At 53.4% G+C, this 24,667-nt stretch carries 17 protein-coding genes; 13 read left to right on the top strand and 4 right to left on the bottom strand.

The features are described 5' to 3' along the window. Positions 1–102 precede the first annotated feature (102 nt). The 3 genes from GS636_RS06960 (at position 103) to GS636_RS06950 (ending at position 3,255) form a co-directional block, all read left to right on the top strand. On the top strand, positions 103–339 hold the full coding sequence (locus GS636_RS06960; RefSeq protein WP_171668938.1) for an AlpA family transcriptional regulator: 237 nt from the start codon (positions 103–105) through the stop codon (positions 337–339). After that, complete coding sequence (locus tag GS636_RS06955; protein ID WP_171668937.1) at positions 339–614, top strand: hypothetical protein; 276 nt, start codon at positions 339–341, stop codon at positions 612–614. Before GS636_RS06960 ends, GS636_RS06955 begins: the two co-directional genes overlap by 1 nt. A gap of 64 nt (positions 615–678) precedes the next feature. Then, on the top strand, positions 679–3,255 hold the full coding sequence (locus tag GS636_RS06950; RefSeq protein ID WP_171668936.1) for a phage/plasmid primase, P4 family: 2,577 nt from the start codon (positions 679–681) through the stop codon (positions 3,253–3,255). A 368-nt stretch (positions 3,256–3,623) separates the two neighbouring features. Here the strand turns inward: GS636_RS06950 and GS636_RS06945 are convergent, their stop codons facing one another. Further along, on the bottom strand, positions 3,624–4,088 hold the full coding sequence (locus GS636_RS06945) for a very short patch repair endonuclease (protein ID WP_171668935.1): 465 nt from the start codon (positions 4,086–4,088) through the stop codon (positions 3,624–3,626). A 74-nt stretch (positions 4,089–4,162) separates the two neighbouring features. Between GS636_RS06945 and GS636_RS06940 the strand changes: the two genes are divergently transcribed. The 6 genes from GS636_RS06940 (at position 4,163) to GS636_RS06915 (ending at position 13,326) form a co-directional block, all read left to right on the top strand. Further along, positions 4,163–5,719, top strand: a complete 1,557-nt coding sequence (locus tag GS636_RS06940) for a DNA cytosine methyltransferase (protein ID WP_171668934.1) — start codon at positions 4,163–4,165, stop codon at positions 5,717–5,719. Positions 5,720–6,024: 305 nt separating this feature from the next. After that, positions 6,025–8,676 carry a Z1 domain-containing protein gene (locus GS636_RS06935; protein ID WP_171668933.1) on the top strand — a complete coding sequence of 884 codons (2,652 nt, stop codon included), beginning with the start codon at positions 6,025–6,027 and terminating at the stop codon, positions 8,674–8,676. Then, positions 8,666–9,685, top strand: coding sequence for a PD-(D/E)XK motif protein (locus tag GS636_RS06930; protein ID WP_253762666.1), 1,020 nt, complete (start codon positions 8,666–8,668; stop codon positions 9,683–9,685). Before GS636_RS06935 ends, GS636_RS06930 begins: the two co-directional genes overlap by 11 nt. Continuing rightward, positions 9,682–11,547, top strand: a complete 1,866-nt coding sequence (locus GS636_RS06925) for a hypothetical protein (protein ID WP_171668931.1) — start codon at positions 9,682–9,684, stop codon at positions 11,545–11,547. The genes GS636_RS06930 and GS636_RS06925 overlap by 4 nt, the downstream gene beginning before the upstream one ends. Then, positions 11,544–12,434 carry a hypothetical protein gene (locus GS636_RS06920; RefSeq protein ID WP_171668930.1) on the top strand — a complete coding sequence of 297 codons (891 nt, stop codon included), beginning with the start codon at positions 11,544–11,546 and terminating at the stop codon, positions 12,432–12,434. Before GS636_RS06925 ends, GS636_RS06920 begins: the two co-directional genes overlap by 4 nt. Position 12,435: 1 nt before the next feature. Beyond that, complete coding sequence (locus tag GS636_RS06915) at positions 12,436–13,326, top strand: DUF6339 family protein (RefSeq protein WP_171668929.1); 891 nt, start codon at positions 12,436–12,438, stop codon at positions 13,324–13,326. A 63-nt stretch (positions 13,327–13,389) separates the two neighbouring features. On the opposite strand, the gene GS636_RS06910 is transcribed toward GS636_RS06915, so the two are convergent. Both GS636_RS06910 and GS636_RS06905 read right to left on the bottom strand, forming a co-directional pair. Beyond that, positions 13,390–13,608: a hypothetical protein gene (locus tag GS636_RS06910; RefSeq protein ID WP_171668928.1), complete on the bottom strand. Its 219-nt coding sequence runs from the start codon at positions 13,606–13,608 to the stop codon at positions 13,390–13,392. A gap of 22 nt (positions 13,609–13,630) precedes the next feature. Then, positions 13,631–14,731 (bottom strand): hypothetical protein, encoded by a 1,101-nt coding sequence (locus tag GS636_RS06905; RefSeq protein WP_171668927.1) that lies wholly within the window; start codon positions 14,729–14,731, stop codon positions 13,631–13,633. A 179-nt stretch (positions 14,732–14,910) separates the two neighbouring features. Between GS636_RS06905 and GS636_RS06900 the strand changes: the two genes are divergently transcribed. Continuing rightward, positions 14,911–16,608 carry a hypothetical protein gene (locus GS636_RS06900; RefSeq protein ID WP_171668926.1) on the top strand — a complete coding sequence of 566 codons (1,698 nt, stop codon included), beginning with the start codon at positions 14,911–14,913 and terminating at the stop codon, positions 16,606–16,608. Beyond that, positions 16,608–18,017: an asparagine synthase-related protein gene (locus GS636_RS06895; protein WP_171668925.1), complete on the top strand. Its 1,410-nt coding sequence runs from the start codon at positions 16,608–16,610 to the stop codon at positions 18,015–18,017. Before GS636_RS06900 ends, GS636_RS06895 begins: the two co-directional genes overlap by 1 nt. A gap of 1,190 nt (positions 18,018–19,207) precedes the next feature. On the opposite strand, the gene GS636_RS06890 is transcribed toward GS636_RS06895, so the two are convergent. After that, positions 19,208–20,629, bottom strand: a complete 1,422-nt coding sequence (locus GS636_RS06890) for a metallophosphoesterase (protein WP_171668924.1) — start codon at positions 20,627–20,629, stop codon at positions 19,208–19,210. A 180-nt stretch (positions 20,630–20,809) separates the two neighbouring features. Here GS636_RS06890 and GS636_RS06885 point away from each other — a divergent pair, with 180 nt between their 5' ends. Continuing rightward, complete coding sequence (locus tag GS636_RS06885) at positions 20,810–23,899, top strand: AAA family ATPase (protein ID WP_171668923.1); 3,090 nt, start codon at positions 20,810–20,812, stop codon at positions 23,897–23,899. A gap of 24 nt (positions 23,900–23,923) precedes the next feature. Next, positions 23,924–24,667 carry a nucleoside 2-deoxyribosyltransferase gene (locus GS636_RS06880; protein WP_171668922.1) on the top strand — a complete coding sequence of 248 codons (744 nt, stop codon included), beginning with the start codon at positions 23,924–23,926 and terminating at the stop codon, positions 24,665–24,667.

The following is a 24,667-nucleotide window of genomic DNA, read 5'->3' as shown; positions in this document are numbered from 1 at the left end:
CTAGGCAAAATTCGCGATGTTCATTCGCATGACCTGAATTGCGGACCATGACAAGCTTCTCTGGCGAGCCGAGCATAACGCTGGCCATAGTTGGAGAAAGTCATGAAATTGGACAACGATACGAAACCTTGGGCGAACGTCCCCGCGACCGGGCGTTTGTTGCGCCCCAACGAAGTCACGCGCCTTACGGGGCTGTCGAAAAGTCAAATCTACCAGATGGCCAAGGACGGAGACTTCCCGCCGTTTATCAAGGTCGCTAAACGGGCTTCGGCGCTTCCGGAAGCCTGGTTGGAGGCGTTTATCGAAGGGTGTGCAAAATCGAGCCAGGAGGCGGTCTGATGTCCGAAACGGAACTGCAGATCCCGGAGGTCGTATGGGAGACCCTTCATCGCGCCCACGTTAAATTGATGACGGGTGCAGGTTATCGAGAATTCGCGGCTGTCGAATTCGCCGATACGGTCGTTGCATGGCGCAAGTCTCTCGTGAAGCAATTGAGCCCGGAGGCTGCCCTCTTGTCGGAATTGGTCTGGGCTCCTGGAGAGGGTAAAGAAACTCACTGGGGCTTTGAACTGATCATACCACCGATCCCGAAAGACATCGCGACTTTGGCGTGACCCTCCAACTTGACAGGCATTCTCTTTGGCGCGCTCCAGAGAGAATGCCTCCGGAGATTATCCAATGAATGTAGAAACAAGAAACGAAACCGTGGATGTCCTCGCAGTCTCGTACAGCGAAATCGACTTGACCCTGCTAGGTTCGTGCCCTTTGGAAAACGGCGACGCAGTCGGCGTACCCGAGACGATTGTCATCTCCAGTGCCACCTCGCATCGCGATAAGGATTGGAAGACGGAGGAATTGTCTTTCACCCAGTTTCTCGAGCGGACCGTTCAGCACGAGGTTGGGAAGAAGGAAGGCACGGCGTGGTCCCCGTTCGAATTCGACGGCGGCCGTCGAAGTACCGAGACGTCGCGATTTTCGAATTTGTTGGTGTTTGATTGCGACGCAGGTACTCCCATCGAAGACATCCGTAAGCGTCTGTATTGCCTCGGGTACGCTTGCCTCGTCGTATCGACCCACAATCATGGGAAAACGGCGACCTGGGTAAAACGAAAACGTCTAGAGCATTGGTCCGAGCGCAATCCCGGCGCCCCGATCGCAGACTTTCTGATCCACAAAGGATATGTTGAGAGCGTCGCTCGAGCAGCAACGAGTGTGGAAGGAAACGATCTTGCCAGCTTGTTGGCGGAGGCGGGTGAAACTGTCTCGATCCGCCACGGTGCCTGCCAGAGGTTTCGACTGGTTCTGTTTTTGGAGAAGCCTTGGCGAAGCGCGGACTATCCCGATCGAAAAAGAGCCGTCGAGGCTTACAAAGCTGCCTACAGGAAAATGGCTCGAGAATTGGCGATTCCGATCGACGACAGCGCGTGCGACGTGGCACGACTTTTTTTCGACGCTCGTCACGACAAGGGAGCCCCGTACATCGGTGAATTCATAGCCGGCCAGGCCGTCGATCCCTGGCCTGCCAAACACAAAGAAATCGGAGAATTGGTATACGTTGAGGCGGACACCGCGGGTCATTGGCCGGTAGACTTGACGGAATCCGAGCTTGAGCGATTGGTCGGGTTCATAAAAAATGACGACCGCTTCGACGATCGGAACACTTGGTGCGCGATCGGCGCTGCAATTCGAAACGCGTCCGGCGCGAGCGAGACGGGCCGGCGCCTGTTTCACAAGTTCAGCAAGAGCTGGTCCGGCGGTTACGACGAACCCGAAACCGAACGCGTTTGGCAGTCTTTGGCAACACGCCCGAATGGTCGCTCGGCTGGTATAGGCACACTCGTCCATTACGCGCGTCAGGACGGATGGGCGCTATCGCAAAACGCCGAAGAGGAATATGTGCCGCATGGCGACGTCTGGAACGGACGCAAATTTGCCGAACGGCATAGATCCAAGGTGTTGTTCGTTTCCGCGACGGGGCAGTGGCTATCGTTCAACGGAGTCATATGGAGCGTCTGCCAAGTAACGGAGATTGAGCGATTGGCGAAAAATCTTTCTCGTGACGTGCTGGCTTCGACCTCCGCGTCGGCGAACGGTCAAAGCCCGTTGGGTGCGACCGACTACATAAAGGCAGCCACAGTGCATGCGTCGTTGCCGCGAATTCGACGTATCTATGAAAGTGCCAAATCGGAACCTGGAATGGCGGTAGCGGATCCTTCGGTTTTCGACGCTGATCCATTTCTTTTCGCAGTGGCCAACGGGGTCGTCGATCTTCGAACCGGCGATCTGAGAGAAGCCACCCCAAGGGATTTCCTTTCGAAAATGGGAACCGTTCAGTTCGAACGAGGAGCGGAGGCGCCAAAATTCTTGTCCTTCTTAAGAAAGATAATGCCGGACAAGGAAGTTAGGCACTTCGTTCAAAGAGCCGTCGGATACATGCTCACGGGCAGCGTCGTCGAAGAAAAGGTTTTCTTTTTCTGGGGCAACGGGGCGAACGGCAAGTCGGTATTCGGTAACGTGCTGGCTAGCCTCATGGGCGACTACGCGGTTTCTTTGGGCAGTTCTCTCGTCGCGAAAAGCAAGCACGAAAACGAAGCTGAACGGCTGAAAGCACGCCTGCCGGGAGCGAGGTTGGCTCAGATCAACGAATTAGGGCAGGGCGACATTTGGGACGATCAGCGACTAAAAGAGTTGGCTTCTCGAGAGCGAGTGTCCGCCCGCTTTCTGCACCACGAAGCGTTCGAGTTCTTTCCGACGCACAAGTTGCTCATTCGAGGCAACTACCTGCCCGGGGCGCACGATGCCGGCGACGGGTTTTGGCGACGATTGGTCCCCGTCGAATTCGGGGTTCAAATACCGGAAGAAGAGCGCGTTCCGGATCTGGATTCTCAAATAATCTGTGAGGAATTACCCGGCGTTTTGAATTGGGCCATTGATGGATGCATCGCGTGGCAGCACAAAGGTCTGAAGATCCCGGCAAGTATCAAGGCTTTCAGCAATCTGTACCGAAACGAAACCGACGTCATCGGCCAATGGGAGGCGCAACACTGTAGGCGCGTAGCGTCCGCTGTCACCGGGGTCGGGGATCTTTACGCCAGCTATCGGCTTTTTTGCATGGAGGACGGATTGTCCCCGATGTCAAAGAACCAGTTTTCGCGGCTCATGACGCAGCGTGGTCTCAAGAGAGCGCCTGGGACCTCTGTCAGGCGGATCGTGGGCATCGAGTTGTTGGAGGTTGTTGATGACTTTTCTGATTGAAGATTGTGGTGGAGCATATGAAGCGTATTTTTGCGCTTATTCCGCTCTGATAGTCTTTAGCGCCTTTAAGCCCTTAAGGGAGATCCACCGAAATGCGCTTCCTGCGCTTTTTTTAAACGGGTGTATCCTAAGACTTTCCGAAAATTTTCGAACCCCGGGCTCAACGCCCCCCGTGGCAGAGCCAATCCTCGGGGAAGGACCCAAAGCGCCAATCCAAGGGGTGTTTTAGACGTCTGTTCCGGTTCCGGCTGCAGTCGAAAAGGTCAACCTCAGGTGCGAGAGAGGAATGGCTTCTCAAGAGAGCTTTGAAACTTGGCCCGCGTATTGCAGCTGTTTTGTTCAATGGTCAAATCCTGGCTGCCTAGGTTTCATCCAATCTCGATTATCTGTTCGGATGCGCCATCGCGAAGCCACTGTTCGAGTTGCTCTAGGGTTCCATCGCGTAGAGCGCTCATCTTTTTCCGATGCTCTACCGCACACTCCCAGACAACAGCCACGCGATAGCCCGCCTCCCTCGCGGCCCGGATGTTTCGAGCGTCCCTTTCGATGTTTGCTAGGAACTTGGATTCCCATCTGTCGTGAGTTTTGCCCCGCACACTGGCTGCCAGTCTGCAGCCCGAATGCTGATGCCAGAAGCATCCATGCACGAACACGACTGCTCCATACCTCGGGAAAACGATATCGGGCGAGCCGATCGACTTTGACCCGTGCAAGCGGTAGCGCAGGCCACGGGCATGTAGGCCCCGCCTGACGGCGAGTTCGAGTTTCGTGTTCTTACCGCGATTGCCCTGCATGACCTTGCGGCGCTGCTCGGGCGTCAAGGGATCGCTCATGTCATATTGTCTCTGGCCATTGCCTATCATCCTGGTAGAAGAGTTCCATCAAAAACAGGAGCAATTCCCGGACAATGAAGGAACCCTATCAGGTAGTAGATTTGTTTGCTGGTCCCGGTGGACTGGCGGAGGGGTTTTCCTCGGTTCCGAGTGAAAACGGTCGACCTTTCGAGGTCACGCTTTCTGTTGAGATGGAAGCTTCCGCTCATCGCACGCTGACACTCAGGGCATTCACGCGACGATTTCCGCGCGGTGAGCTTCCAGAACTCTACTATCAGTTTCTATCGGGCGAGCGGACGTTGGAAGATCTTGAGAAGGCGTATCCGCAATACTGGAATGATGCACGCTCCGAAGCCCTGAGACTTGAGCTAGGCAGTGTAGAGGCAAAGAAAATCCTCACTCCGCGCATCGACCGGATCCGTAACGATTCAGGTGGGCGAACGATACTAATTGGGGGGCCGCCCTGTCAGGCCTACTCACTGGTTGGGCGATCGAGAAACGCTGGAAACCAAGACTACGTACCCGAGGACGATGGACGGCATTTTCTTTACAGGGAATACATCCAAATTCTTGATCGTCTCCGGCCCGCAGCATTCGTAATGGAAAACGTTAAGGGTATTCTCTCGTCATCTGTTGCAGGAGCTCAGATCTTCGAGCGCATTCTTGAAGATCTAGGAAAGGTTGGGCACGAGCAAGGTGGCTACAGGCTGGTCGCTCTTGCTGCACCATCGGGCTCATCTCTTGAAACGCTACAGCCACCTTCAGCGCGTGACTTCGTTGTCCGCGCGGAGGAGTTCGGAGTACCGCAGGCGAGGCACCGCGTTTTTGTCGTCGGCCTGCGATCCGACATAGCGGCAGAAATGCGGGTGCCAGTTGACGCACCTTTGCTTAGCCCAAGCAAGCCCGTGACAGTGAGGGATGTTCTCGGGGGCATGCCAGAAGTCCGGAGCGGAATGAGTCGAGAGGATGATGAGAAAGCCTGGCGACATACAGTTTCCAGTGCCGCCTCTGAGTTGATTCAGCTCGCCGGCCAGAGGGGTCAGGATGCGACGCTCAGGTCACTGCGACCATCGCTGAGAGCAATCAAGGCTCAGGTTTCAAAGGCGAACAGGAAGCTCGGCAGAAGTGCCAGAGACTACAGCCTGGGCAAGATTGCCAACGGACACTCGGGGCCACTGCAGGACTTTCTTGCGGATGATCGGCTCATGTCGCTGGCGCAGCATGAAACTAGGGGGCATATGAAATCGGATCTGGCGCGGTACCTGTTCTGCTCAGTCTTCGCCGAGGTACATGGACGAACACCAAAATCGGCTGATTTTCCGGTACAGTTGGCACCGGATCACCGTAGCTGGAATAGTGGGAAATTTGCGGATCGTTTTAGAGTCCAGATGTGGGATAGGGCGTCAACAACCGTGACAAGCCATATCTCGAAAGACGGTCACTATTTCATTCATCCTGATCCTACACAGTGCCGAAGCCTGACGGTTCGAGAAGCGGCCCGACTTCAGACGTTTCCAGACAACTATCTTTTCCTTGGAAATCGAACGCAGCAGTACATTCAGGTGGGTAACGCCGTACCCCCATTCCTTGCCGCGCAGATTGCAGAGGCTCTGTTGCGGATCCTACCCTAGGAAACGGGTGCCAAGCGTCGGATCGCCAGAGTCACCAAAATGACATCCTCAAGCGGGCAATCTCCAACTCCGATCAGCGGGTGAAGTTGCCGTAGTGAAGTAAGGCACGCCCATAGGAAGCGGACTGGAGTACCGCCATCCTAGGAGGTGTTTTCGAGATGCTTGTGTTCTGTGAATTCGAGAGATCCTTGCTAGGATTCGCGTCAGACTGTCGCAACTTCAAGTTGTGCGAAACGGTTGAATTCGGACGCGAAATCCTGTGAGTTTCATGTTAATGAGAGAAAACAGAATTGTCTAAGGACAGCATGAGCAGCATAGCAGACCGGTACCGTGAGCGTATCGAGGAATACTTAAGAGAGCTGGCGGACCCGGACCTCGAGGTCGCGACAGATAAGGCGCGTGAGTTTTTCAGTCCATTTGGTGTAGACGATGAATTGCTGGGACGGGTCAAGGAAGAGATCGCGAGCGAGTTGCTCGAGAGGATAAGGCGGATTCAGGACCCCTACACACTCTCAAAGTCCAGACCTCACTGGTACGACGAGCAGAAGCACAGAGGCGTTCACTGGTCTGCCCTCGCAGGTTATCTTGAGAGCGAGAAGGGTTGGGGCGAGGAGGTTGTCCGATCCGTCTCCCGGTCTTCCGCTAAGGTGGTTGCCGAGCTTGGAGATCCGGCAGAGGCGGAGTTTGATGTCCGTGGGCTAGTTGTTGGTTACGTCCAATCTGGAAAGACAGCAAACATGACGGGTGTTATCGCTCGTGCGGTTGATGCAGGATACAACCTAGTTGTCGTACTCGCAGGAACCACGGACAAATTGCGACATCAGACGCAGGCACGTCTGGAAGACGATCTGATCAAACGCAACCTCTACAATTGGCAGCCGCTGACCAGTCGTAACGAATATGACAGTGACGGGCAGCTTCTCGAAAGCGGCGACTACCAGAGCCAAACAGCCAATCAACTCCCGAACGTTGCGCAGGACGTGGCAATGATAGCGGTGATGAAGAAACTTCCGGCGCAGCTTGAACGCCTCACAAGTGACATACGGAAAAGCCCAGGGCTCATGAAAAACCGTTGGCGCATGCTTGTCATAGATGACGAGGCGGATCAGGCTAGTCCCAACGCTTCGAAAACTGACAATGACCCAACCAAAACTAATCGAAGGATCAGAGAACTTCTCGCCGCGCTGCCCACGGTTTCCTATGTGGGCTACACTGCCACGCCATTTGCGAACGTGTTGATCAACCCGTTTCCTGTTGGAGTCACGACGGAGGATGAGCAGTCGCTTGAAGACCTTTATCCGAGGGACTTCCTGATCTCGCTGCCGCGACCAAGAGGCTACTTCGGGGCGGAACAGATCTTTGGACGCGATCCGGTCGATGCCGAGGATGACGGTTCGGATGGCCTCGATGTCATTCGATTTGTAGGCGCAAAAGAGGTGCGACTCCTGACCTCTGTCGACGAGACCCCTCATCTGGAGGATGTGGAGAGCCTACGGGAAGCAGTGCGCTGGTTCCTGATAGCGGTTGCCGCCCGGCTTGCGAGAGGACATGACGCCGCCCATGCCTCCATGCTCATACACACATCGCACCGTACGGATGATCACTCAGATCTTGAAAAGCTGATTCAACCAGAGTTCGAGCGGCTTACTGCGTCGCCCCACGACATGGCTCTACTGAAAGAACTTGAGGAACTCTGGGATCGGGAGTCAGCCAAGGTTAATCCTACTCTTTTCGAAAACGAAATGGTGGGCTTCGATCAAATTGCAGTTCAACTGCCGGTGGCGGCGGCGCGCCTGCAAATAGCCGTCGAGAACTCCAAAAGCGAGGATCGACTCTCCTATGAAGGTCCACCGACGGCGGTGATCGCGATTGGAGGCAATATCCTGTCGCGCGGTCTGACCCTCGAGGGCCTTACCGTGACCTACTTTGCTCGCCGCCCGAAGCAATACGACACACTGCTCCAGATGGGACGCTGGTTCGGCTACCGCGCAGGTTACGAAGACCTTGTGCGGCTCTGGATGCCCGAGGAAGTGTCCAACGCGTTCCGGCAGCTAGCCCTCGTGGAATATGAGCTTCGCGAGGAAATCTCGGAGTATGCGGCAAGGGGCGCTCGTCCCATAGACTTTGCTGTCCGGATTCGAACCCTTCCTGGATTGCAGGTGACCGCTCGCAATAAGAGCCGTCATGCACGAACCGCAAACATAGACTACCGCGGCCTGCACGTTCAGACTATCCGCTTCCCACGTGTTGATGGGGATACACTGAAACGAAACTGGGCAGCGGGTGCACGCCTTGTCAAGCAATCCGGAATCGAAGCTTCAGGGAAGCTGGGTCGGATAGAATCAGCTGGAATTCTTGAGTTTCTAAGGGATTATTCCGTCCACACCTCACATCGTGATCTCAGTTCCGGCTGGCTAGAGGAGTACGTTCGTGTGAATGCAAACATACTCGGAGAATGGTCTGTGGGCATCTTTGAGCCGGGTGACCGGGCAGTCGGGAAGGCGAGACAGCCCCTCGGCAACGTGGTGCCGAATCTCGCGCGACGATCAAGGCTTGAGAAGACCCGCGATCATGAAGTAGCCGACATCAAGGCCTTGATGTCCCGTCCAGATGTCATGCTGGACGTTCCCAAGGAGCAGCTTCCGGATATTGCCGGCTGGCGGGGTTGGGAGTGGGCCCGATTGAAGAAATGGCGGGAAGACCAGCTGGGACAACGGCCCCTGTTACTCCTTTATCCCATCGATAGGAATTCGGTGCCGCTGCCCAAGAAGGACGGAACAAGCAAGCGGGAGCCGCTTGACGCAGTCCACGATGTTCTAGGCCTGGGTATCGTTTTTCCGCAGCTTGGTATCGACGCCGACAGACGGCCCACGAAGTACATACAAGTTGATCTTGGTCGAAGCAGTTTTGCCGACGAGGACGGCGAAGAGGCGGAGGGAGAACAGGATGCCAGCTGAAAATAGCGGTCCTAGTCCAACGTGGCTCGCAGGTTCACCGTGGCAGGACTTGCGACTTCACTCCCGGCTTGAGCCCGGTTCGGGATTGCGAGTGCAACCGATCGAGCCCTTCACTTCGGATCGAAGAAGGCCTGAGTGGGTACTAACGCCTGAGGACTACGCGGGAATACTCCTGCCCTCAGCGCGAGAGGAATTGGACGATGTTCCGACGGGATCACGGCGCCTACTGATTCATGAGGATTTCCGAGATGGTCATGCGTGGGTCAGGATAATATGTCTTGATCGCGATCTAGAAACCGTTTTCCTGCGTTTCTGTGAATCCGTTCTCGCAGAGATTGCAAGGAATGCCCCAACACCGCTTGCTATTGGTAGAGCGCTCTCGCGGTTCCGACGGTTGTTCGAACAGGCAGACTCAGCGATAGACGGCGAACGCATTGCTGGACTTGTCGCGGAACTTTTTGTTCTTGAATGGCTTGTCGAGAATGGAACCAATGCGGTCCGTGCCTGGCGCGGTCCTTATGGAGAAACACACGATTTTGCTTTTGGAAATCTGCACGTAGAGGTTAAGGCATTACCCGCATCGGGTGAGCGCAAGTGCCGTATCTCAAATATCCATCAGCTTGAGGAGCCGATGGGTGGGACCCTCTTTCTTGCTGGTGTGCGACTTGCTCCCGGGCGAGAAACTATTGGAACGATCCTTGAGAGACTGTTGACCCTCCTACCACACGAAAGTGTAGACGATCTAGAGGCAGCAATCCAAAGTGCCGGCTGCCCTGTCCCGATTACTGAGCCATGGAATCGCCGCGGGTTCGCTCTGGCGCCAGTCGAAGTATGGAGAATTGATGCAGGTTTTCCGCGGCTCGTTCCAGGGTCGCTACAGGCCGGCTCCCTTCAACAGGGAGTCACCGATGTACGTTACACTGTTTCTCTTGAAGTGGCCGGAGCAAGCGTCGTCGATCCGAGGCAGTTGATTTCCGTCATTGGCGAGACAGGGGGAGAGTTATCATGAGCCTCCTGCTTCATTCGGAACCTTTCAGCCCTGATGGAAATCTGTCCGCTGAAGGCTTCGAGAACCTTCTGGGGACGCCCTCGCTCGATCTTCTTGCAATCCTTGTCAGGGAGGCAGTGCAGAACTCATGCGACGCGACGAGGTCTGATGCCAAAAAAGCAGAAGTACGCATAAGGATCCGCAGTCTCACTTCGGAACAACGCCTTTACCTGAAGGAGAGAGTTTTTCAGCATCTTCCGGATGAGGATACGGCACGGCAGAACCTCTCTGAGGTCCTGTTGGGAGGAGACGACCTCAAGGTTCTGGAGATCGCCGACTATGGAACCACCGGCCTTGCCGGCCCTACTAGAGCGGACGTACCTCTCGCCGACAACGAAAACCCAGACTTCGTCAACTTCTTTCGCAACATTGGTGCGGCAAGAGACGTAGAGGGTGGAGGTGGCACTTATGGATATGGAAAGGCGACGCTATACCGTGCCAGCAGTGCGCACACGATCCTGGTAGACACCAGAACGACCGATGCTGGGACGCCAACAAGGCGATTCATGGCTGCACAGATGGGGAGGGCAGTTTCTGGGCGGACGACCGGGCGCCACTGGTGGGGCGTAGGAGCAAACGACGGGCTTACGGTTGAGCCCTTGACTGGCGAAGCGGCATCGGAATGTGCGAAAGAACTTGGTATGCCGGAACGCCCTGATAACCGGGCCGGGCTGGGTACGACCGTAATGATCCTCGCGCCGCATCTCCCAGCGGATGGGGATATGGTTGTAGGGGCATTGACGGAATATCTGCTTTGGAACTTCTGGCCTCGGATGATGCAGACCACTCCCGCTGGAAAGAAACTCAGTGCCCTCGTTGCGCGCGACGGTGAAACTTGGCAGCCCGTTCCTAACCCCGAGGAGTTCGCGCCACTGGACCTTCTCTGCCATGCGATGAACGCGACCAGGGGCACCGAAGCAGACGAAACTGACGTTTTCACAAAAAAGAAATCGATACGTTCTTTCAGACCAGCTCGCGTACTCGGAACTCTTGCGATCTCGAGTGGCAGAGCGGCAATGAGGAAGTGGCTCCTTCCACCAAGGTCCGACAGCGACAATGAAGGAGAAGAACAACTACAAAGCATCATACCCACGCGTCTGCGCCACGTTGCCCTTATGCGTCCTGCTCAGCTTGTGGTGCGCTACGAGGTGGGAAAGGAACTCGCAGATCATTCGCAGGAGTGGGGCGGTGTGTTCATGTGCTCCGAGGATATTGACATTGAGGGGGCGTTTGCGCGTTCGGAACCGCCCGCGCATGATGACTGGCAGCCCGAGAGCCTTCCCGCGAAATCTTACGAGCGTCGCTTCGTGAACCTAGCTCTAAAGCGCATTCGCGATGCGATTGCAGGTGAGGACGAAACCACTGAAACGGCCCCCGCGGAAGAAGTGCCGCTTGCGATCCCAGCAACAGCAATGGGTCGTTTGTTGCCCGGCGCTCAGGGCGACGGTGGAGGGCGCGGGTCAGGCGGCGGTGGTGGCGGTAGTGGCGGAAGCAGGCGTCCTTTCTCACAACCTCGCCCGGTCCGTCTATTCGCAGATCCAGATGGGCAGGCCGTAGCGGAGTTCGAGTTCGATCTCCATGCAGATGGAAGATCTAGGAACCTTGAAGCCGTACCTAGGGTAGTAATAGATGGGAGCGCGCAAGATCCAGACGAGGCAACAGGATACCCGCAAGTTCGCGAGTGGCTGGCACCAGACGGATCTAGCTTGAGCGGTATCGGTGTTGTAGCGCATCTGGAAGGACGATGGGTCGTACGGGTTACCATACCGGGCGATGTTGCCGTCGGACTTCGTATTCGCGAACCGAGGAGTGTAGTCGATTGACCAGCGCGATTCTACCATTTCTCACGATCCCGGAAGACCTCGTTCAGATTACGCCGTGGAAAATAGGTCTTTCGACTGGGGAAAAGCTTGAAGACCCCGAGTTTGTCCCCAACTGGGACAATGCCACAAACCTTCTCGTCAGCTGTGAATTCAGCCTTGATCCTTCCTCTGCGGCAAGTAGCATCGACATTCCCAATCCAGAGCTCGAGATCTTGGTTTTCGCAGGCACTGGCGCAGGAACTCTTCCATCTGAACGGTGGCTGGCATTCCGGGGGCCTGTAAAGAGTGCGTCCCCTATTTCGATCCAGTTTGAGATTGCTGGTAGTCGTATGGCAGAAAACCTCTTTCTTGACGCGGTCATCGGCCTTTCGACGGCGCCAGGCACGAGAAATTCATCTATAGCTCCGGCCAGAGCTGGTGACATTGTCTGGCGAGAACGACGACGCATCCGCCTAGAAGGCAACGTATCGAGATTTCCCGTTAGCGAAACCGATCTCTCCAGACTGCTCGGCGAGGAATGGCGGGATGCGTTGTGGCGACTGCAGGTGGATTGGAGTGATCCCGCAGCAGATTTCGACACTGCAGTTCGATTGCACGTCAATTCGCAAAACAAGGCCTTCTCCGAGCGGTTCCGGAAGGGCGATCGCGAGACACTTCAAACGGTTATGGCGGACGTCATCGCTCAGATATCAAGGGATTTCCTGCGGCAAAGCGGCGATCAGGATATCTCGAGCGGCGACATCTCTGAGAGCTCTCTTGCCGGTGTGTCACTCCATTGGCTAGTCACAGCATTCGGCTCTGCTGACGCCGCACGTCGAGATCTCGAAGCTGACCCCGGGCGCTTTCATGCCCGGCTGAACGCATTAGCAGCTGTGGGGGATGAGTAGAATGTTGTTGCTTCCACGCATTGAGCGACACGAGGTAGACGTATTGGTCGAGGAATTGGGGCGCCGCGATGCCAAGCCCTGCCAAGCGGTTGGAATTTTAGAAGAGCTTGGTCTTCGACCGCACTGGAATCGTTCTGGCGGTATGCCCGCGAGTCCAGAGCAACGCGATCTGCTCGCCTCAAGGCTACGACAACTTGCGCAGGAGTTTGGATGTCCGCAGCCACTAAATCTACATGGTCAGCAGGCGTTCGACCGCGCTGCTTGTAGGATACTGGCTGAAGATCCAATGCTACGCGAGGCTTTCGGAGAAACTATGCGACCAAACTGTTGGGCTGGCCTGGTTTGTTTCGACGTTCCAGATCTCGCCCTTTGGCGGCATAGTAAAGAGGGTAAGTCTATCTCAGTGCATAGGTTACTCGGCCGCGAAAGGAACTTCCTCCGCAGGCTTTGGCTTCGTACCAACTCACTTGGCCTAGATTCGGTTGAATGTGACAGTCGTTGGAGCCTCGTTGATCAGCTTACAGAGGATGCGGTAGTTCAGATTATCGAGCGGCCATCGATTGCCGCCGACAGTAGGCTCTCAACTGCTATTGGGAAAGGTTGGGTGGAAACATCAAGAACCGTGAGGGAGATGGAGGACGTCATGCGTATTGTGACCAAGCGTCTTCGAGCAATGGCTGAAGTTCGTGTTCTTAGCATGCTGTCGGACGATGAATTGCAGGGTTTGGTAAACGCGGCCTTTTTGGACGCCAAGGCCCATGTGCAAGATACGAATGATTCCAAAGTCATATCTGCTTCAGCACCGACAGAGACGCCTCACGAAAACAGCAAGCCACAAAAGAAAAATCTACCATTCTGGAACCCGCTAAATTGGAGGAAGGAACCAAATTGAAAGCCAAGCTTGACCCGGCGCGTCTAAAGGAAGATCAGTCCAGTCTGAGACTTACATTGCCTCTCATTCGATGATCGAGCGCTTTTTTCCGTCGATGCTCATAACTCTAGCTTTTCGGTTCTTGAGTTCTTCCAAAATATAACTTCTTGCATCTTTTTCAGAATCAAATGAACCGGGTGCATCGCGCCAGCAAAGAGACGTCTGATCATACACTTCAACGCGGTAGTATACGCCCTTTTTTCTTTGTCGCCGGGGCTTCCAAGCATCCATGCCGTTTGCCAATGTACTTACCTCCAAGAAGGTTTTATTGATCAACACTTTGTTTGACTGATGATACGATTACTTCGCTCCTGAACGATGACGAAAAATGCTGGTAGGATGGCAGCCTTCTCATCGACAGCTCAAAAACTTCCACATTGCCAAAAACTCGACGCATAGTCTCCACAGTGTCGGTCGCCAGTGGATATCTAGCGCTATTTCCAACGTTTAAAACAAGAGTTCCACCAGCTCTCAGTTTTTTGAAGGATAGTTCTATGCAAGTTTTCAAAAATCCATCGAACCAGGAACCATATGTAGGAAATTGGATGATACTTTGGAGATGGTCTTCCGAGTATCGTTCACGATCAAAATAGGGCGGGCTAGTGAAGACTAAGTCCACGCTGCTAGGATCCAACTCTCTCATCACCCTTGTAGCACAACCATGTCGGATTTCAGTGCGCTCGCGGTTTATTGCTCCAATATCGCTTATCATTTTTTGGCCACCTGAGCATTGAGACACAGCCGCATCAATGCCCAGATAATTTACTCCGAGAGACAATGCAGCCAAGAGGCGGCCGCTGAATCCGCTGCTAAAGTCAACAACTCTTCCACGTTCTGGACAGAATCTTTTTATTACCCCTGCGGCCACCGTCGGTCTGAAATTAGCAACTCGGCCTGGTCCCATGATCCTAAATAGACTCCTTACCGAGTTTTCGTTCCAGCAATGCCGGTTGGGCCAAAACCTTGGTGCTCGAGACAAGGCCTTCTTCAGAGAGTCATCATCATTAAAATAGTCGATTGGAGACTTGTTCCGGCCATATCCTTTAACACTCCACATCTGGGGATGGTAGGAGTTTGCCAAGCCTAAGCCGAGAGTGCTGCGGCTTTCCAACAACTCTTGCGGTGATTTTTCTTGCAGAGATTTTCGGAAATTGAGGGCGGCAACATGAGCATCTTCCTTTGAGTAGCGGGAGTACGGAAAACCCTTGAGTCTCCAATGCCTAACCGCTTCTTTCAGAAGCTTGGCTCGCTGCAATTCATCTAGTGAAAGTACTTCCCGACCTCTACACAGTTGAACATCGAACTCATCATTAGGATGCTCCTTGGGAAACGCGGTGTCGGTGGCAACGCTCGACAACTCGTTCAAAACGAACTCCTAGGCCACAGGTCATTCAAAAAAAACACAGCAAAAACAGTCTTTAGCAAGTTAGGGATCATAGAAGCAAAGTCAGTATTACGACAACAGACCCGTTGACATCAGTCAACGGTAAGCACCATTAAAGGTAGCAAAGGACGCTGCATTTCGTCAACTAAGAGTAGTTTTAAATGATGAGTTTTCCACTTAATCCCTTGGACGACATCGCTTCAAAATTCCTTAGTATTTTCTTTCGTCCCACAAGCGAAGAAGCAAAGGCTTTAACATGGTTCGAAGCTTTTTTACAGAAGGCGTCTCAAACCCTCTTAGATACGCTAGCCACATCCCTCGCGGTCATAGCCACGCTAGTGCTCTTGGCTTTTGCGATTATTGTTGTCGTCAAATTCGTACTTTATTTTAGACTAGGTGCATCCATCTCCCTAGAGGCGAGCGACGATCTGGCGGCAACACAAGCTAGTATTTGGAGCGGCCTATCTGAGCAACGAAAACAGTTCGTTGAAATGCAAAGATGGATGCCACAACTGTGGCTTTCGACACAAATGGGTAAAGACCTAAGGAAGCTAGTGGCTTCTCCCCGTCTCGACGGCTTCGCGCTCAATATGAAGGTTGGCACTGCTGAAATAAAAGGTGTTGAGAAGATAGTATCCTACTTCTTAACCAAGAAAAATCATTACAGACTGCGGCTAATCAAGTCAGACGACAAAGTCATTTACTCACTTGAGCGAGACTCAGAGATTCTGGAAATCGGAGATCTCGTTGATGACACCGCATCTATCCAAAACTGTGTTTTTTCAGTAGCAGCAAAGATGGGCGCGCGAGACGGCAGGGGCGATCCAAGACAGGAGAATTTTGTAAGAGCTCTAATTTACATGTCGAAGTACTTTGCTGGCGCTCACCAAGTCGCAAACTTGGAAAATGCAATAGCGGAGTTAGAAAAATCGTCCACTATGCAAAACTTGGCCTTCGAGTCTATGGCGTTGTCTGTGTTTTGTTCTCAGCTGGCGCAGACTCGCCCGCATATGGTTATCGACAAGGTTAAACAGCTTCAGAACCTTGAAGTCAAAACAAATGCCCACACAAGGCTTGTACTAAAGTATCAAGGTGCTCTTGCGAAGTTTTACACATACGGCTCTGCCGAGATCGATGAAGCAGTCAGCCTGTTCAATAGTATCAAGCGTCCGTGTTGGTTCGTAACGCTGCTCGCGTGGGTGGGAGTGACCAAATACCAGCAAAAAGTGCTGCTTTACTTATTGGCCCAGTCTAATTTGGCACTCTGTTACGCACATATGAGGCCGGAAGCCGACGAAACCAAAACACATGGCGGCGAAAATAGGTCAGATTTACAAAAAAAGTTGAAAGATGTGCTTTCTCAGTTGGAAAATGCGCTCACTTGGAAATGCAGCGCGAGGCTTGGCACCGCAAAAACGGAAGTTCGTTGGAGGATGCTGAACGCAGAAGCAGCGTCGACCTACAACTGGAAGGAAAAGGACGTAAATAAAGTTGTCGCAGCGCAAGTAAAAGCCAAGAAAGCTTACGATTTGGTGGGCTATTGCCTTGACCCTTTGGCCAACAGAGCCACGCTGCTACTCCATGAATCCACGCTTCATAACGAACCATTTAGAGTATCCCAAGCGCTGGATGAAGCGGAAAGAATTTTTCAAACTCTTAGCGAGACAGGTTGGGATCCTGGATATGTAAACTACCGGTTGGCACAGGTTTTACGCGGTCGAGGAGAATTCGCGGCAGCAAGTGCAAAATTAGCCTTAGCTTCCGATCCCGATGTTAAAGTTATGTCAAACGATACATTGGATCGAGAGCGGCGGCATATCGAAGACGAAGTCACAAAAATATCTTTGGGAAACATTTAATGTGCGGAATTTTTTTTGCGTCTCGCAAATTAACCGACTTTGAGTCAGCAGCTGTTGAGAACGTATTAATCAGACGCGGCACTGAAGGCCCTGCTTGGGAAATTTTGGACAATGGATGGACCTTGGGGCATAGTCTACTACCTGTTCGCGGCTCTTTCCCCGTTCGCCAACCACTACCTGTCAGGTCTGGTTTCTTGATGTTTACAGGCGAGTTGTGGGATTCTGAAGAGGACGCATCCGACACTTTAGAACTGGCCGCCAGAGTCGAAACGTTAGGATTTCAACGTACTGTCTCCAGTAGTAAGGGAATGTGGGCACTAGTATATGTCGACACTGAGTCCCAGAGTGTTCAGTTTTGCACCGATTGGATCGGCGAACAACCGTTGCACTACTGTGTTTATGAAGGCGAATTGTTTATAGCCAGCGAACTAAAAGCGCTTGTGCTTTGCGGTGTACCATTTCACAAAATAGAGCACGTCAAACCCGGTTGCTTATATCGCTTCTCCAGCGAACTTTCGATGGATCGATACAGTCATTTAACTTCTTCTGCTCGCAATGAAACAATCGATCCAATTAGTATCCGCCATCATCTAGAAAAAGCAGTTGAGGCGACTTGTACGCGAGCCGATCTGCAAAAAGTTGGTCTACTAATATCAGGCGGATTGGACTCGACTATCATCGCTCATCACGCAGCAAAACTGGGTGTCAGAAAGGCTTGGACGGTTGCAACCAGCCCGCAGTGTAGTGACGCAATTTCTGCCGGAAAGGTCGCTCAAAAGCTAGGCTTGGATTGGGAATTGATGTGCGTTGAGCCCGTAGCAGTAGAACTTGCTATCATAGCTTCTGAGGTCAGAAACAGGAGCGTACTTGAAGAGTCTTGCCTTCACATACCTTTGGCGAAGCATATCGCAGACTGTGGAGTCCGTGTTCTTCTTACAGGAGCAGGTGCCGATGAGCTTTTTATCGGATACTCCCACCTGCTGCGGAGGCTTCCACGTGATGCGTTACAAGAAAGGTTCCTTAACGACTACCACAAACTAGATCTTCGGGCTTTAAATAAGGTATACGGCGGGTATTCAATCGAACTAAGATCACCCTTTTTACATCCCGACGTTGTTCACCTTGCTTTGGACATGGCGCCTCGAACTCTGATTGGTCCTAAAACGCAGTTGAAGTGGCCGCTGCGAGTTGCCTACCGCGACGAACTTGGCGAGATTTGTGATAAGCCGAAACTGATTGCCCGGGAAACTATGGGAGCGAAGGCCTGGTTCGCCGAGCGTTACTCGGACGGTGCAAGAGCCTTCCATAGACTTTGGCGGGATACACTGTCTGACCCAGAAAAAATTCTGGATCTTCTGCCTCATGTTTCGCGGGAGCATAGTATTCACCAGTCCATTGTATTGCGTTGAACACAGGGAAGCTGTGAGAATTCTGCGCGAGCGACACCAGCATGGCAACGCACATCTAGACCGATGGCCACCTTCGTAACCTTGCTTGGACATTGCGTATTCTGCTATCTGATAAAAGATGGCGATGGCGAAGGTTGACCATCCACTGTTGCAAACAGCGATCAAGCTTTTTGAACGTTTACGTCTTGGAATTCTCGAGTCCGAAGCGAATGATTGGGTTCTACCCATATTGGTAGGGTACCTGCTGACACGATATGACCCTAGAGGTTCATTTGACTTCTATCGCGTTAGGCTTGTTGGCAGATCCTGCCGAGGCATCTCTTGAGCAAGAATACGTCATACACTATTCTGAACTACTAAGGGCGAATATGGATTTAAAGGACACTCCATTCGATTCCACAACGTGGAATCATACTGTTGTTTCAAGTGCTTGGAAACAAATGGATACTCCAATGGGGGTGGAAATGGGGGTGGAAAGAAGGCAAGTGTTTTGAGAATTCAGAATGATAGCAATTGCTTGCTGGATCAGTATGAAGCCGCCCCCGGGAATCGAACGAGGCCTCAGGGAGTCACTGAGGGACTCTGAGGGGACGCCAAGAGGACAGTAGGACAAAACGTAGGACAAAACGTGCCTGTTGACGTGGATTCACCTCTGCTGATAACCCTAGTTTTACTGAGGTGATCACCGGCAACGGTGCCTGTAACGGGAGCAGAACTTCCGCCCCCGGGCACCATTTATCCGAATTTTAAGAATTAATAACAATCAGTTAGCGCCTAATCGCGGTCGGCGAATGTACAGATCTGTGGACAGTTTCTCGCACGTGCGTTTTTGTATGACTGCTCGTCGGCTAGAACGGCATAGCTTCGAACAACAGTACCGCCGACGACGGTTTAGTCGATTTCTATCTCACTCTATTTGACTTCAGTTCGTCCAGGAATGGGCTGGGCTGCCCTCCACAGGTAACTAGGAGGCTTTCCCTAGCTCGTGTCAAACCGACGTAGAGTAACTGACGTTCTCGCTCGTACGCAATTCCTGAGCCTTCATTGTTGTCTGAAATAACTTCCTGCAAAGGAACAATGCTGTCCCGACAGTCAACAATTGCGACAGCTTTATGCAAAACTTGTCGGCAGGTGCTTTTCCGCAGACTGAGCAGTCTCGTGACGTTCCGACAATCAACTGCACGCCGACGCTAACTGGTATCACCTGCGTTTTTCAGAAAACTGGCCAGTCGTGTGTTGTGCTGTTTGACGGCAACGGCGGCGGCTTTGGAAAAGTCTGACCAAGGCCAGTTCTGGGGGTCAATGGATTTGGACAGTTGCGAAAACAGCGGATTGTCTGCGTCGTCCGTCGTCTCGGCGATTTGGACCGAAACGCGATAGTCCGAGGTGTCATCACACTCGTTATACATACGCAGCGAGGCAAGGTTGGCGTCGTCGTCGATCAACACAATCGCGCCTCCGATGAGCGGTTTGACCTCAGGGCTGTCCACGACCCATCCACCGCTGTTGTAGGCGGCGAAACTTGGGGCAAAGAAATGCTCCAACGGCATGATTGCTTCAAAAGGCTTGTGAGTGTGCCCAAAAACAAGTGCCACGTTTGACGGAGCTGTCTCGCCAAATTCCGATCTGATTTGTTCTTGAACCGGAACCTGCATGAACCGCTTGACGCCTGCGCCATCGTCGCTGAGCAACGTGTCAGTCTGCCCGCGTTCAAAATAATCAGTGACCAACGCGCCAACCATTTCGCCGACGCCTTTGGCAAGTGTTTTCCCGGTCGCTCCGCCCTTTTTCAGAACCAGATTTCGGGCCGCACTGCCCAGCAGTGATCCAATCGCCTTTGGGCTGTTTTCAGTGTTGTAAACGTTTTCCTCATCGACACCGATGTGGCCGGAACGGCCAAGAACAGACCAGACAAAGTCAATCCAGGCAAAGTTCTGAGCTTCCCAGGCTTCCATTGTCTCGGGTGGTGTTGTTTTTGAGTAGAGGAGGTCCGCGAATTCGCTGACCATCAGATATGCGTCTTCGATAAAGTGCCCGTGGCTGACCACAATAAGCTTGTCGCCGGATGTGATGGCGTAATTGGGATAAACGGTTTTGATCTTGACGTCTGCAAGCCAAGGAAGGCTGTGTGCGATTGCATTGACAAAATAGCTGGGAACACCGTCGGGTTCGCGCATCGGAGTGATGTGCGGTGGGCGGGGCAGGGGGGTGCTCCAATCGGCTGAGCTCAGACAATCCGCATATTGTCGCTCTCGGCAGGTTTCCCAAAGATGATGGTCATGATTGCCGGGGATGAACACAATCTGGGGGTCGAAAAGCCGGGCGGTGGGATCTTCCGGCATGGTCAGTTCAAGAAAGTGGCGAAAGGCCATCGCAGCCACGTTTTCCGTACTGAAGGCCAGATCGAGAATATCCCCGTTCAAAATGAGCGTCGGCAGGCGATCACCTGAATTGTTGTTGATGAGGTGCCTCAGGCAGTTCGCCAAGTGTATCAGAACATCGCTGGGGTGCATCGGATCAACACTGCCGTCCGTCGCGTTCAGGCGCGTCAAAATGCTGTTATCTGCCCCAAAATGCATATCTGAAAGACAGACATATCTGATGTCGCCCATAATCCACCCAAAACATGTTTAAACTACGATTTATTGCGTCGCATCGATGTTTTGACACGAGGTCTGACTATTCCGTTGACTTATCACAAAACTTGACCTCGCGACACCTTTGCGTGTTTGTTTGAACAATAGCTGGATTTTGACCAGAATGTTTTTTCATTTTTGCGCGCAGGTGACTTTATGGCGAAGACCTCCGCTGGTACTCAAAACGACTCTGGGCTTAGCGGTGAGCGTCGGCGCCTTGTTCTTGCGTTTGTCGATGTTGTGGGCTCAACCGAGTTAAGCACCAGGATGGATTCCGAAGATTTCGCTGACTTGATGCTGGCGTTTCAAAAGTTCGGAAGCCAGGCCTTCGAGAAATTTGGTGGAAAAATTGCCCATTATCTGGGCGATGGTCTTCTTGTCTATTTTGGATACCCACAGGCGCAGGAAAACGATGCCGAACGGGCCGTGCGCGCGGCTTTTGAGATGCTGCAAGGGTTGGGTCAAGTAGGTCAGCCCCGGCTTAAATCGCCACTACAAGCGCGCGTAGGTATCCACGCCGGGCCAGTGATCGTGGGGCAAAGCAGCGATGGTTTGGGCGATATCCTTTTAGGCGAAACGGTGAATGTTGCTGCCCGTATCCAATCAGCCGCATCGCCCGGAACGATCTTTACCAGCGAATCCGCCCTACATCTTCTGAAAGGAAAATTTGGGTCCCGACCGCAACCCCCGGCCCAGTTAAAGGGGCTTGCGAATGAGGTTGTTCTTCATCAATTGCGCCAATCCACGCCAGCGAAGCGATCAGTGGCGCGGCCCCTCAGCGCGCTGGTGGGACGAGAGGAAGAGCTATCCACGCTGACCTCAGAATTCGAGGCTGTGCTTAGCGGCACGCGGTCCAGTGTTAGCCTTGTGGCTGACCCTGGCGTGGGCAAAAGCACGTTGATCGACAGGTTTCAGGCAGGTCTGTCCGAAACGCCGCATACCTGGCTAGAGGCGAGATGTGATGTTTTGCAAACCGGCGCGGCTTTGCATCCGTTCATCGAGTTGGGGTTGAAAAGCCTTGGAATAGCCGACCCACAGAATACCGAAGACGCTGCGTTTCGGTTGAACGAGGGGTTGGCAGCTTGGGATGAAAGGCCGGAAAATGCGTTTCCCGTCATCGCCAATTTTTTGGGACTCCGGGTGCCAGAGTTATCGGTTTTGGCCAGTGAAAGCCCTGAAAGCCTGCGCAAACTGACGCTGGAAACATTGGTTCTCTGGATCGAATTTCTGTCCAATCAACGCCCTGTTGTTTTGGTATGCGAGGATTTGCATTGGAGCGATGCAACAACGATTGACTTGCTAAATCTGATGTTGCAGCGGGAAAGGCCGGCAAAGCTGTTGTGCCTTGTCACGTCGCGGAACGCCAAAGACGGTATCGACAAAAAGTTGATTGGTCGTGTGATTGAGCTGTCGACACTTGCAAATTCAGAGGCGCACCAGCTCATACGCGCGATTGACACCGCGCAGCGTCTGAACACCGAAGACGTTCAGCAATTGATTGAGCGGGCGCAGGGTGTGCCGCTGTTTTTGGAAGAACTGACTCGGCAAGCGCTGCGTGACGAGGCCGGGCACCAATCTCTCATTCCTACGTCGCTCGACGGCCTTGTCATGCAACAGCTTGATCGCTTGCCCAAGAGCGCCAAAGGCACTGCTCAGGTTGCTGCGGTTTTGGGGCAGGCTTTTGATCAGACGCTGCTTGCGGCGGTATCGGAACTTGATGCGGAAGGTTTGGATGCATCAATTGATGTTTTGCTGGATGCTGATCTGATCCGGCGTCATGCGGGTCAACCGGGCAGCTATTTCTTCCGCCATGCTCTGACACGCGACGGGGCTTATGGCACGTTGTTGCGGCAAAGACGCAAAACCCTTCACGCTGCGACGGCGGATCAGTTGATGACGCAATTCAGCGGACAGGGTGACATGAACCCGTCTGTCGTCGCCTATCACCTTCTGGCGTCCGAACAATTCACGCCAGCCGCTGAATGGTTCAAAAAAGCAGGGCGGAGTGCTGCAAAGCAGGCTGCGGTAGAGGATGCCGCGACACTGTACAGACGTGCGCTTGAAGCGTTGGAGGGTGCTTCGGAAACGCCCGAACGCCACAATTCAGAACTGTCGTTGCAGATACTGTTGGGCAACGCATTGATGGGTGTGCGTGGATTTGGATCCGATGAAATTGTACCGGTTTGGGAACGCGCCCTGAGCATTGCGGAAACGCTGAAGGATTACGATGAGCGGTCATCGGCGCTCAATGGTCTGGCCGCATATTGGATTGGCAAAGGCGATTGCGCCAAAGCCTGCGATTTTGCACTTCAGATATTGTCGTGGTCAGAACCTGCCAACCATCGCATTGGTATGCTTCGGGCGCATTCATCGCTTGCGAATGCGAAGTTCCAAATTGGCGATGTGCAAGATGCGCTAGATCATGCCGAAACAGCGGTTTCGCTGTATCAACCTGATGACTTTGCAAACGTAACGTATGGCGTTGGAACCGATCAGGGCGTTGTGGCCTATGGGGCTGCAGCGGCGTCGCATTGGTGGTTGGGGGACGCGCAAACCGGACTGAGACGGGCCCGCCAGGGTGTCGCTCTTGCCGAGGGGCTTGAATCCGCCCTGAGCCTTGCTGCAGCTCGGTCTTATCTGGCGCTTATTCACCATTACCGCGGGGATGAGGAGCTCGCATACGAGGTTGCTGACGAAACAGTGATGTTCTGCGCCAACCTTGGGATACCGTTTTGGCAAGGGTTGTGCCTACTGCTGCGCGCGGGTCAAAAAGTCGATCAGCCTGCAAAACGTCTGCAAGACATAGAAGCGGGGCTTGGTATTCTGTCGGGCAGCGGCAGCCAATCTGCTGTGGGCTTGGGTTTTTCCATTATGGCCAGCGCGCAGGCAGATCAAGGCAACCCCGAGATCGCGTTGGGTGTGTTGCAAACGGGCAGCCAGATGTCGGCGATGCTGGGTCAGCATTTCTGGGACGCTGAACTAAAACGATTGTTGGGAGAGGTTCAGGCAACAATGGGCGACCGCACAGCAGCGGTTGAAAGCGTGTCCGAAGCCGTGGACTTGGCACGCGGCAACCACGCCCGCTCGTTGGAATTGCGCGCGTTGTTGACATTGGACGATGTGCTTGGGTCCGAGGATCGGACCACCCGAAATCGATTGGCGACTGTCCTAAAAGCACTTGAGCCTGGGACTGACACTGTGGATGCGCAAAAGGCATCCCGTGTCCTCGCTTCTGTGAATTCCTGAAGTCAATTTGTGGAGCTTTTTCAAATGTCAGAACAGATCGTGTATTGCTCGGGGCCGATGTTCAGCGTCGGGGACCTTTGGGAACAGCAGAACATTGCCGCCGTGCTAGAGGCCGGGGGGTTCACAACCTATTTGCCGCAGCGTGACGGGCTTGAAGTGGGCAAGTTAATGGCGCTGCTTCTTGACCCCCAGATTTCTTCGCAGGAAGGACAAATTGCGCTCTCGATCGTGCGCAAAGTCACTTATTCGCTGGATATTTATCAGTTAATCGGTCGGTGCACATGTCTGGTTTTTAACATGGATGGGCGTGTGCCTGACGGGGGCAGTCTTGTTGAATCCTCCATTGCCTATGCGGCTGGAAAACCAATCGTGATCTACAAAACCACACCGATCACAATGCTGGCCGGGACCGACAACCCCATGATCGAGGGGCTGTCTACCAGTTGGACCTATGTCCATGACACAGTCGACATCGTTCCGGCCCTGCAGGCCCGTATCGCGGCGCAATCCGATGCGGACTATGTGTATACCCCGCCACCGGTCGTTGGCCTTGTACTTGAAGTTGGTTCAAGCGTCGCAGACAAGAACTCGAAACTTCGGCAAATCCTCGCGGCGATTGCTGCTGCACCAACGGGGCCGGATGCGTTGAAAGAAGCCAAAGCACTTTTGGAATGGGCCAAGACGGACAAGGCTTTTCAAGCGGCTTTCGGGTCTGGTCAAACAAGTTTCCTGGGCGCTGACGGACAGCACAAACTTGTCAGCCTCTAG

This window comes from Ruegeria sp. HKCCD4884 (genome assembly GCF_013110855.1).
Taxonomy (GTDB): Bacteria; Pseudomonadota; Alphaproteobacteria; order Rhodobacterales; family Rhodobacteraceae; genus Ruegeria.
This window is presented reverse-complemented; position numbering and strand designations above follow the sequence as displayed.

What these genes read in the sequence shown, in the direction of transcription:
- GS636_RS06960 (WP_171668938.1), top strand. Translation starts at nt 103, where the DNA reads ATGAAATTGGACAACGATACGAAACCTTGGGCGAACGTCCCCGCGACC.
- GS636_RS06955 (WP_171668937.1), top strand. Translation starts at nt 339, where the DNA reads ATGTCCGAAACGGAACTGCAGATCCCGGAGGTCGTATGGGAGACCCTT.
- GS636_RS06950 (WP_171668936.1), top strand. Translation starts at nt 679, where the DNA reads ATGAATGTAGAAACAAGAAACGAAACCGTGGATGTCCTCGCAGTCTCG.
- GS636_RS06945 (WP_171668935.1), bottom strand. Translation starts at nt 4,088, where the DNA reads ATGAGCGATCCCTTGACGCCCGAGCAGCGCCGCAAGGTCATGCAGGGC.
- GS636_RS06940 (WP_171668934.1), top strand. Translation starts at nt 4,163, where the DNA reads ATGAAGGAACCCTATCAGGTAGTAGATTTGTTTGCTGGTCCCGGTGGA.
- GS636_RS06935 (WP_171668933.1), top strand. Translation starts at nt 6,025, where the DNA reads ATGAGCAGCATAGCAGACCGGTACCGTGAGCGTATCGAGGAATACTTA.
- GS636_RS06930 (WP_253762666.1), top strand. Translation starts at nt 8,666, where the DNA reads ATGCCAGCTGAAAATAGCGGTCCTAGTCCAACGTGGCTCGCAGGTTCA.
- GS636_RS06925 (WP_171668931.1), top strand. Translation starts at nt 9,682, where the DNA reads ATGAGCCTCCTGCTTCATTCGGAACCTTTCAGCCCTGATGGAAATCTG.
- GS636_RS06915 (WP_171668929.1), top strand. Translation starts at nt 12,436, where the DNA reads ATGTTGTTGCTTCCACGCATTGAGCGACACGAGGTAGACGTATTGGTC.
- GS636_RS06900 (WP_171668926.1), top strand. Translation starts at nt 14,911, where the DNA reads ATGATGAGTTTTCCACTTAATCCCTTGGACGACATCGCTTCAAAATTC.
- GS636_RS06895 (WP_171668925.1), top strand. Translation starts at nt 16,608, where the DNA reads ATGTGCGGAATTTTTTTTGCGTCTCGCAAATTAACCGACTTTGAGTCA.
- GS636_RS06890 (WP_171668924.1), bottom strand. Translation starts at nt 20,629, where the DNA reads ATGGGCGACATCAGATATGTCTGTCTTTCAGATATGCATTTTGGGGCA.
- GS636_RS06885 (WP_171668923.1), top strand. Translation starts at nt 20,810, where the DNA reads ATGGCGAAGACCTCCGCTGGTACTCAAAACGACTCTGGGCTTAGCGGT.
- GS636_RS06880 (WP_171668922.1), top strand. Translation starts at nt 23,924, where the DNA reads ATGTCAGAACAGATCGTGTATTGCTCGGGGCCGATGTTCAGCGTCGGG.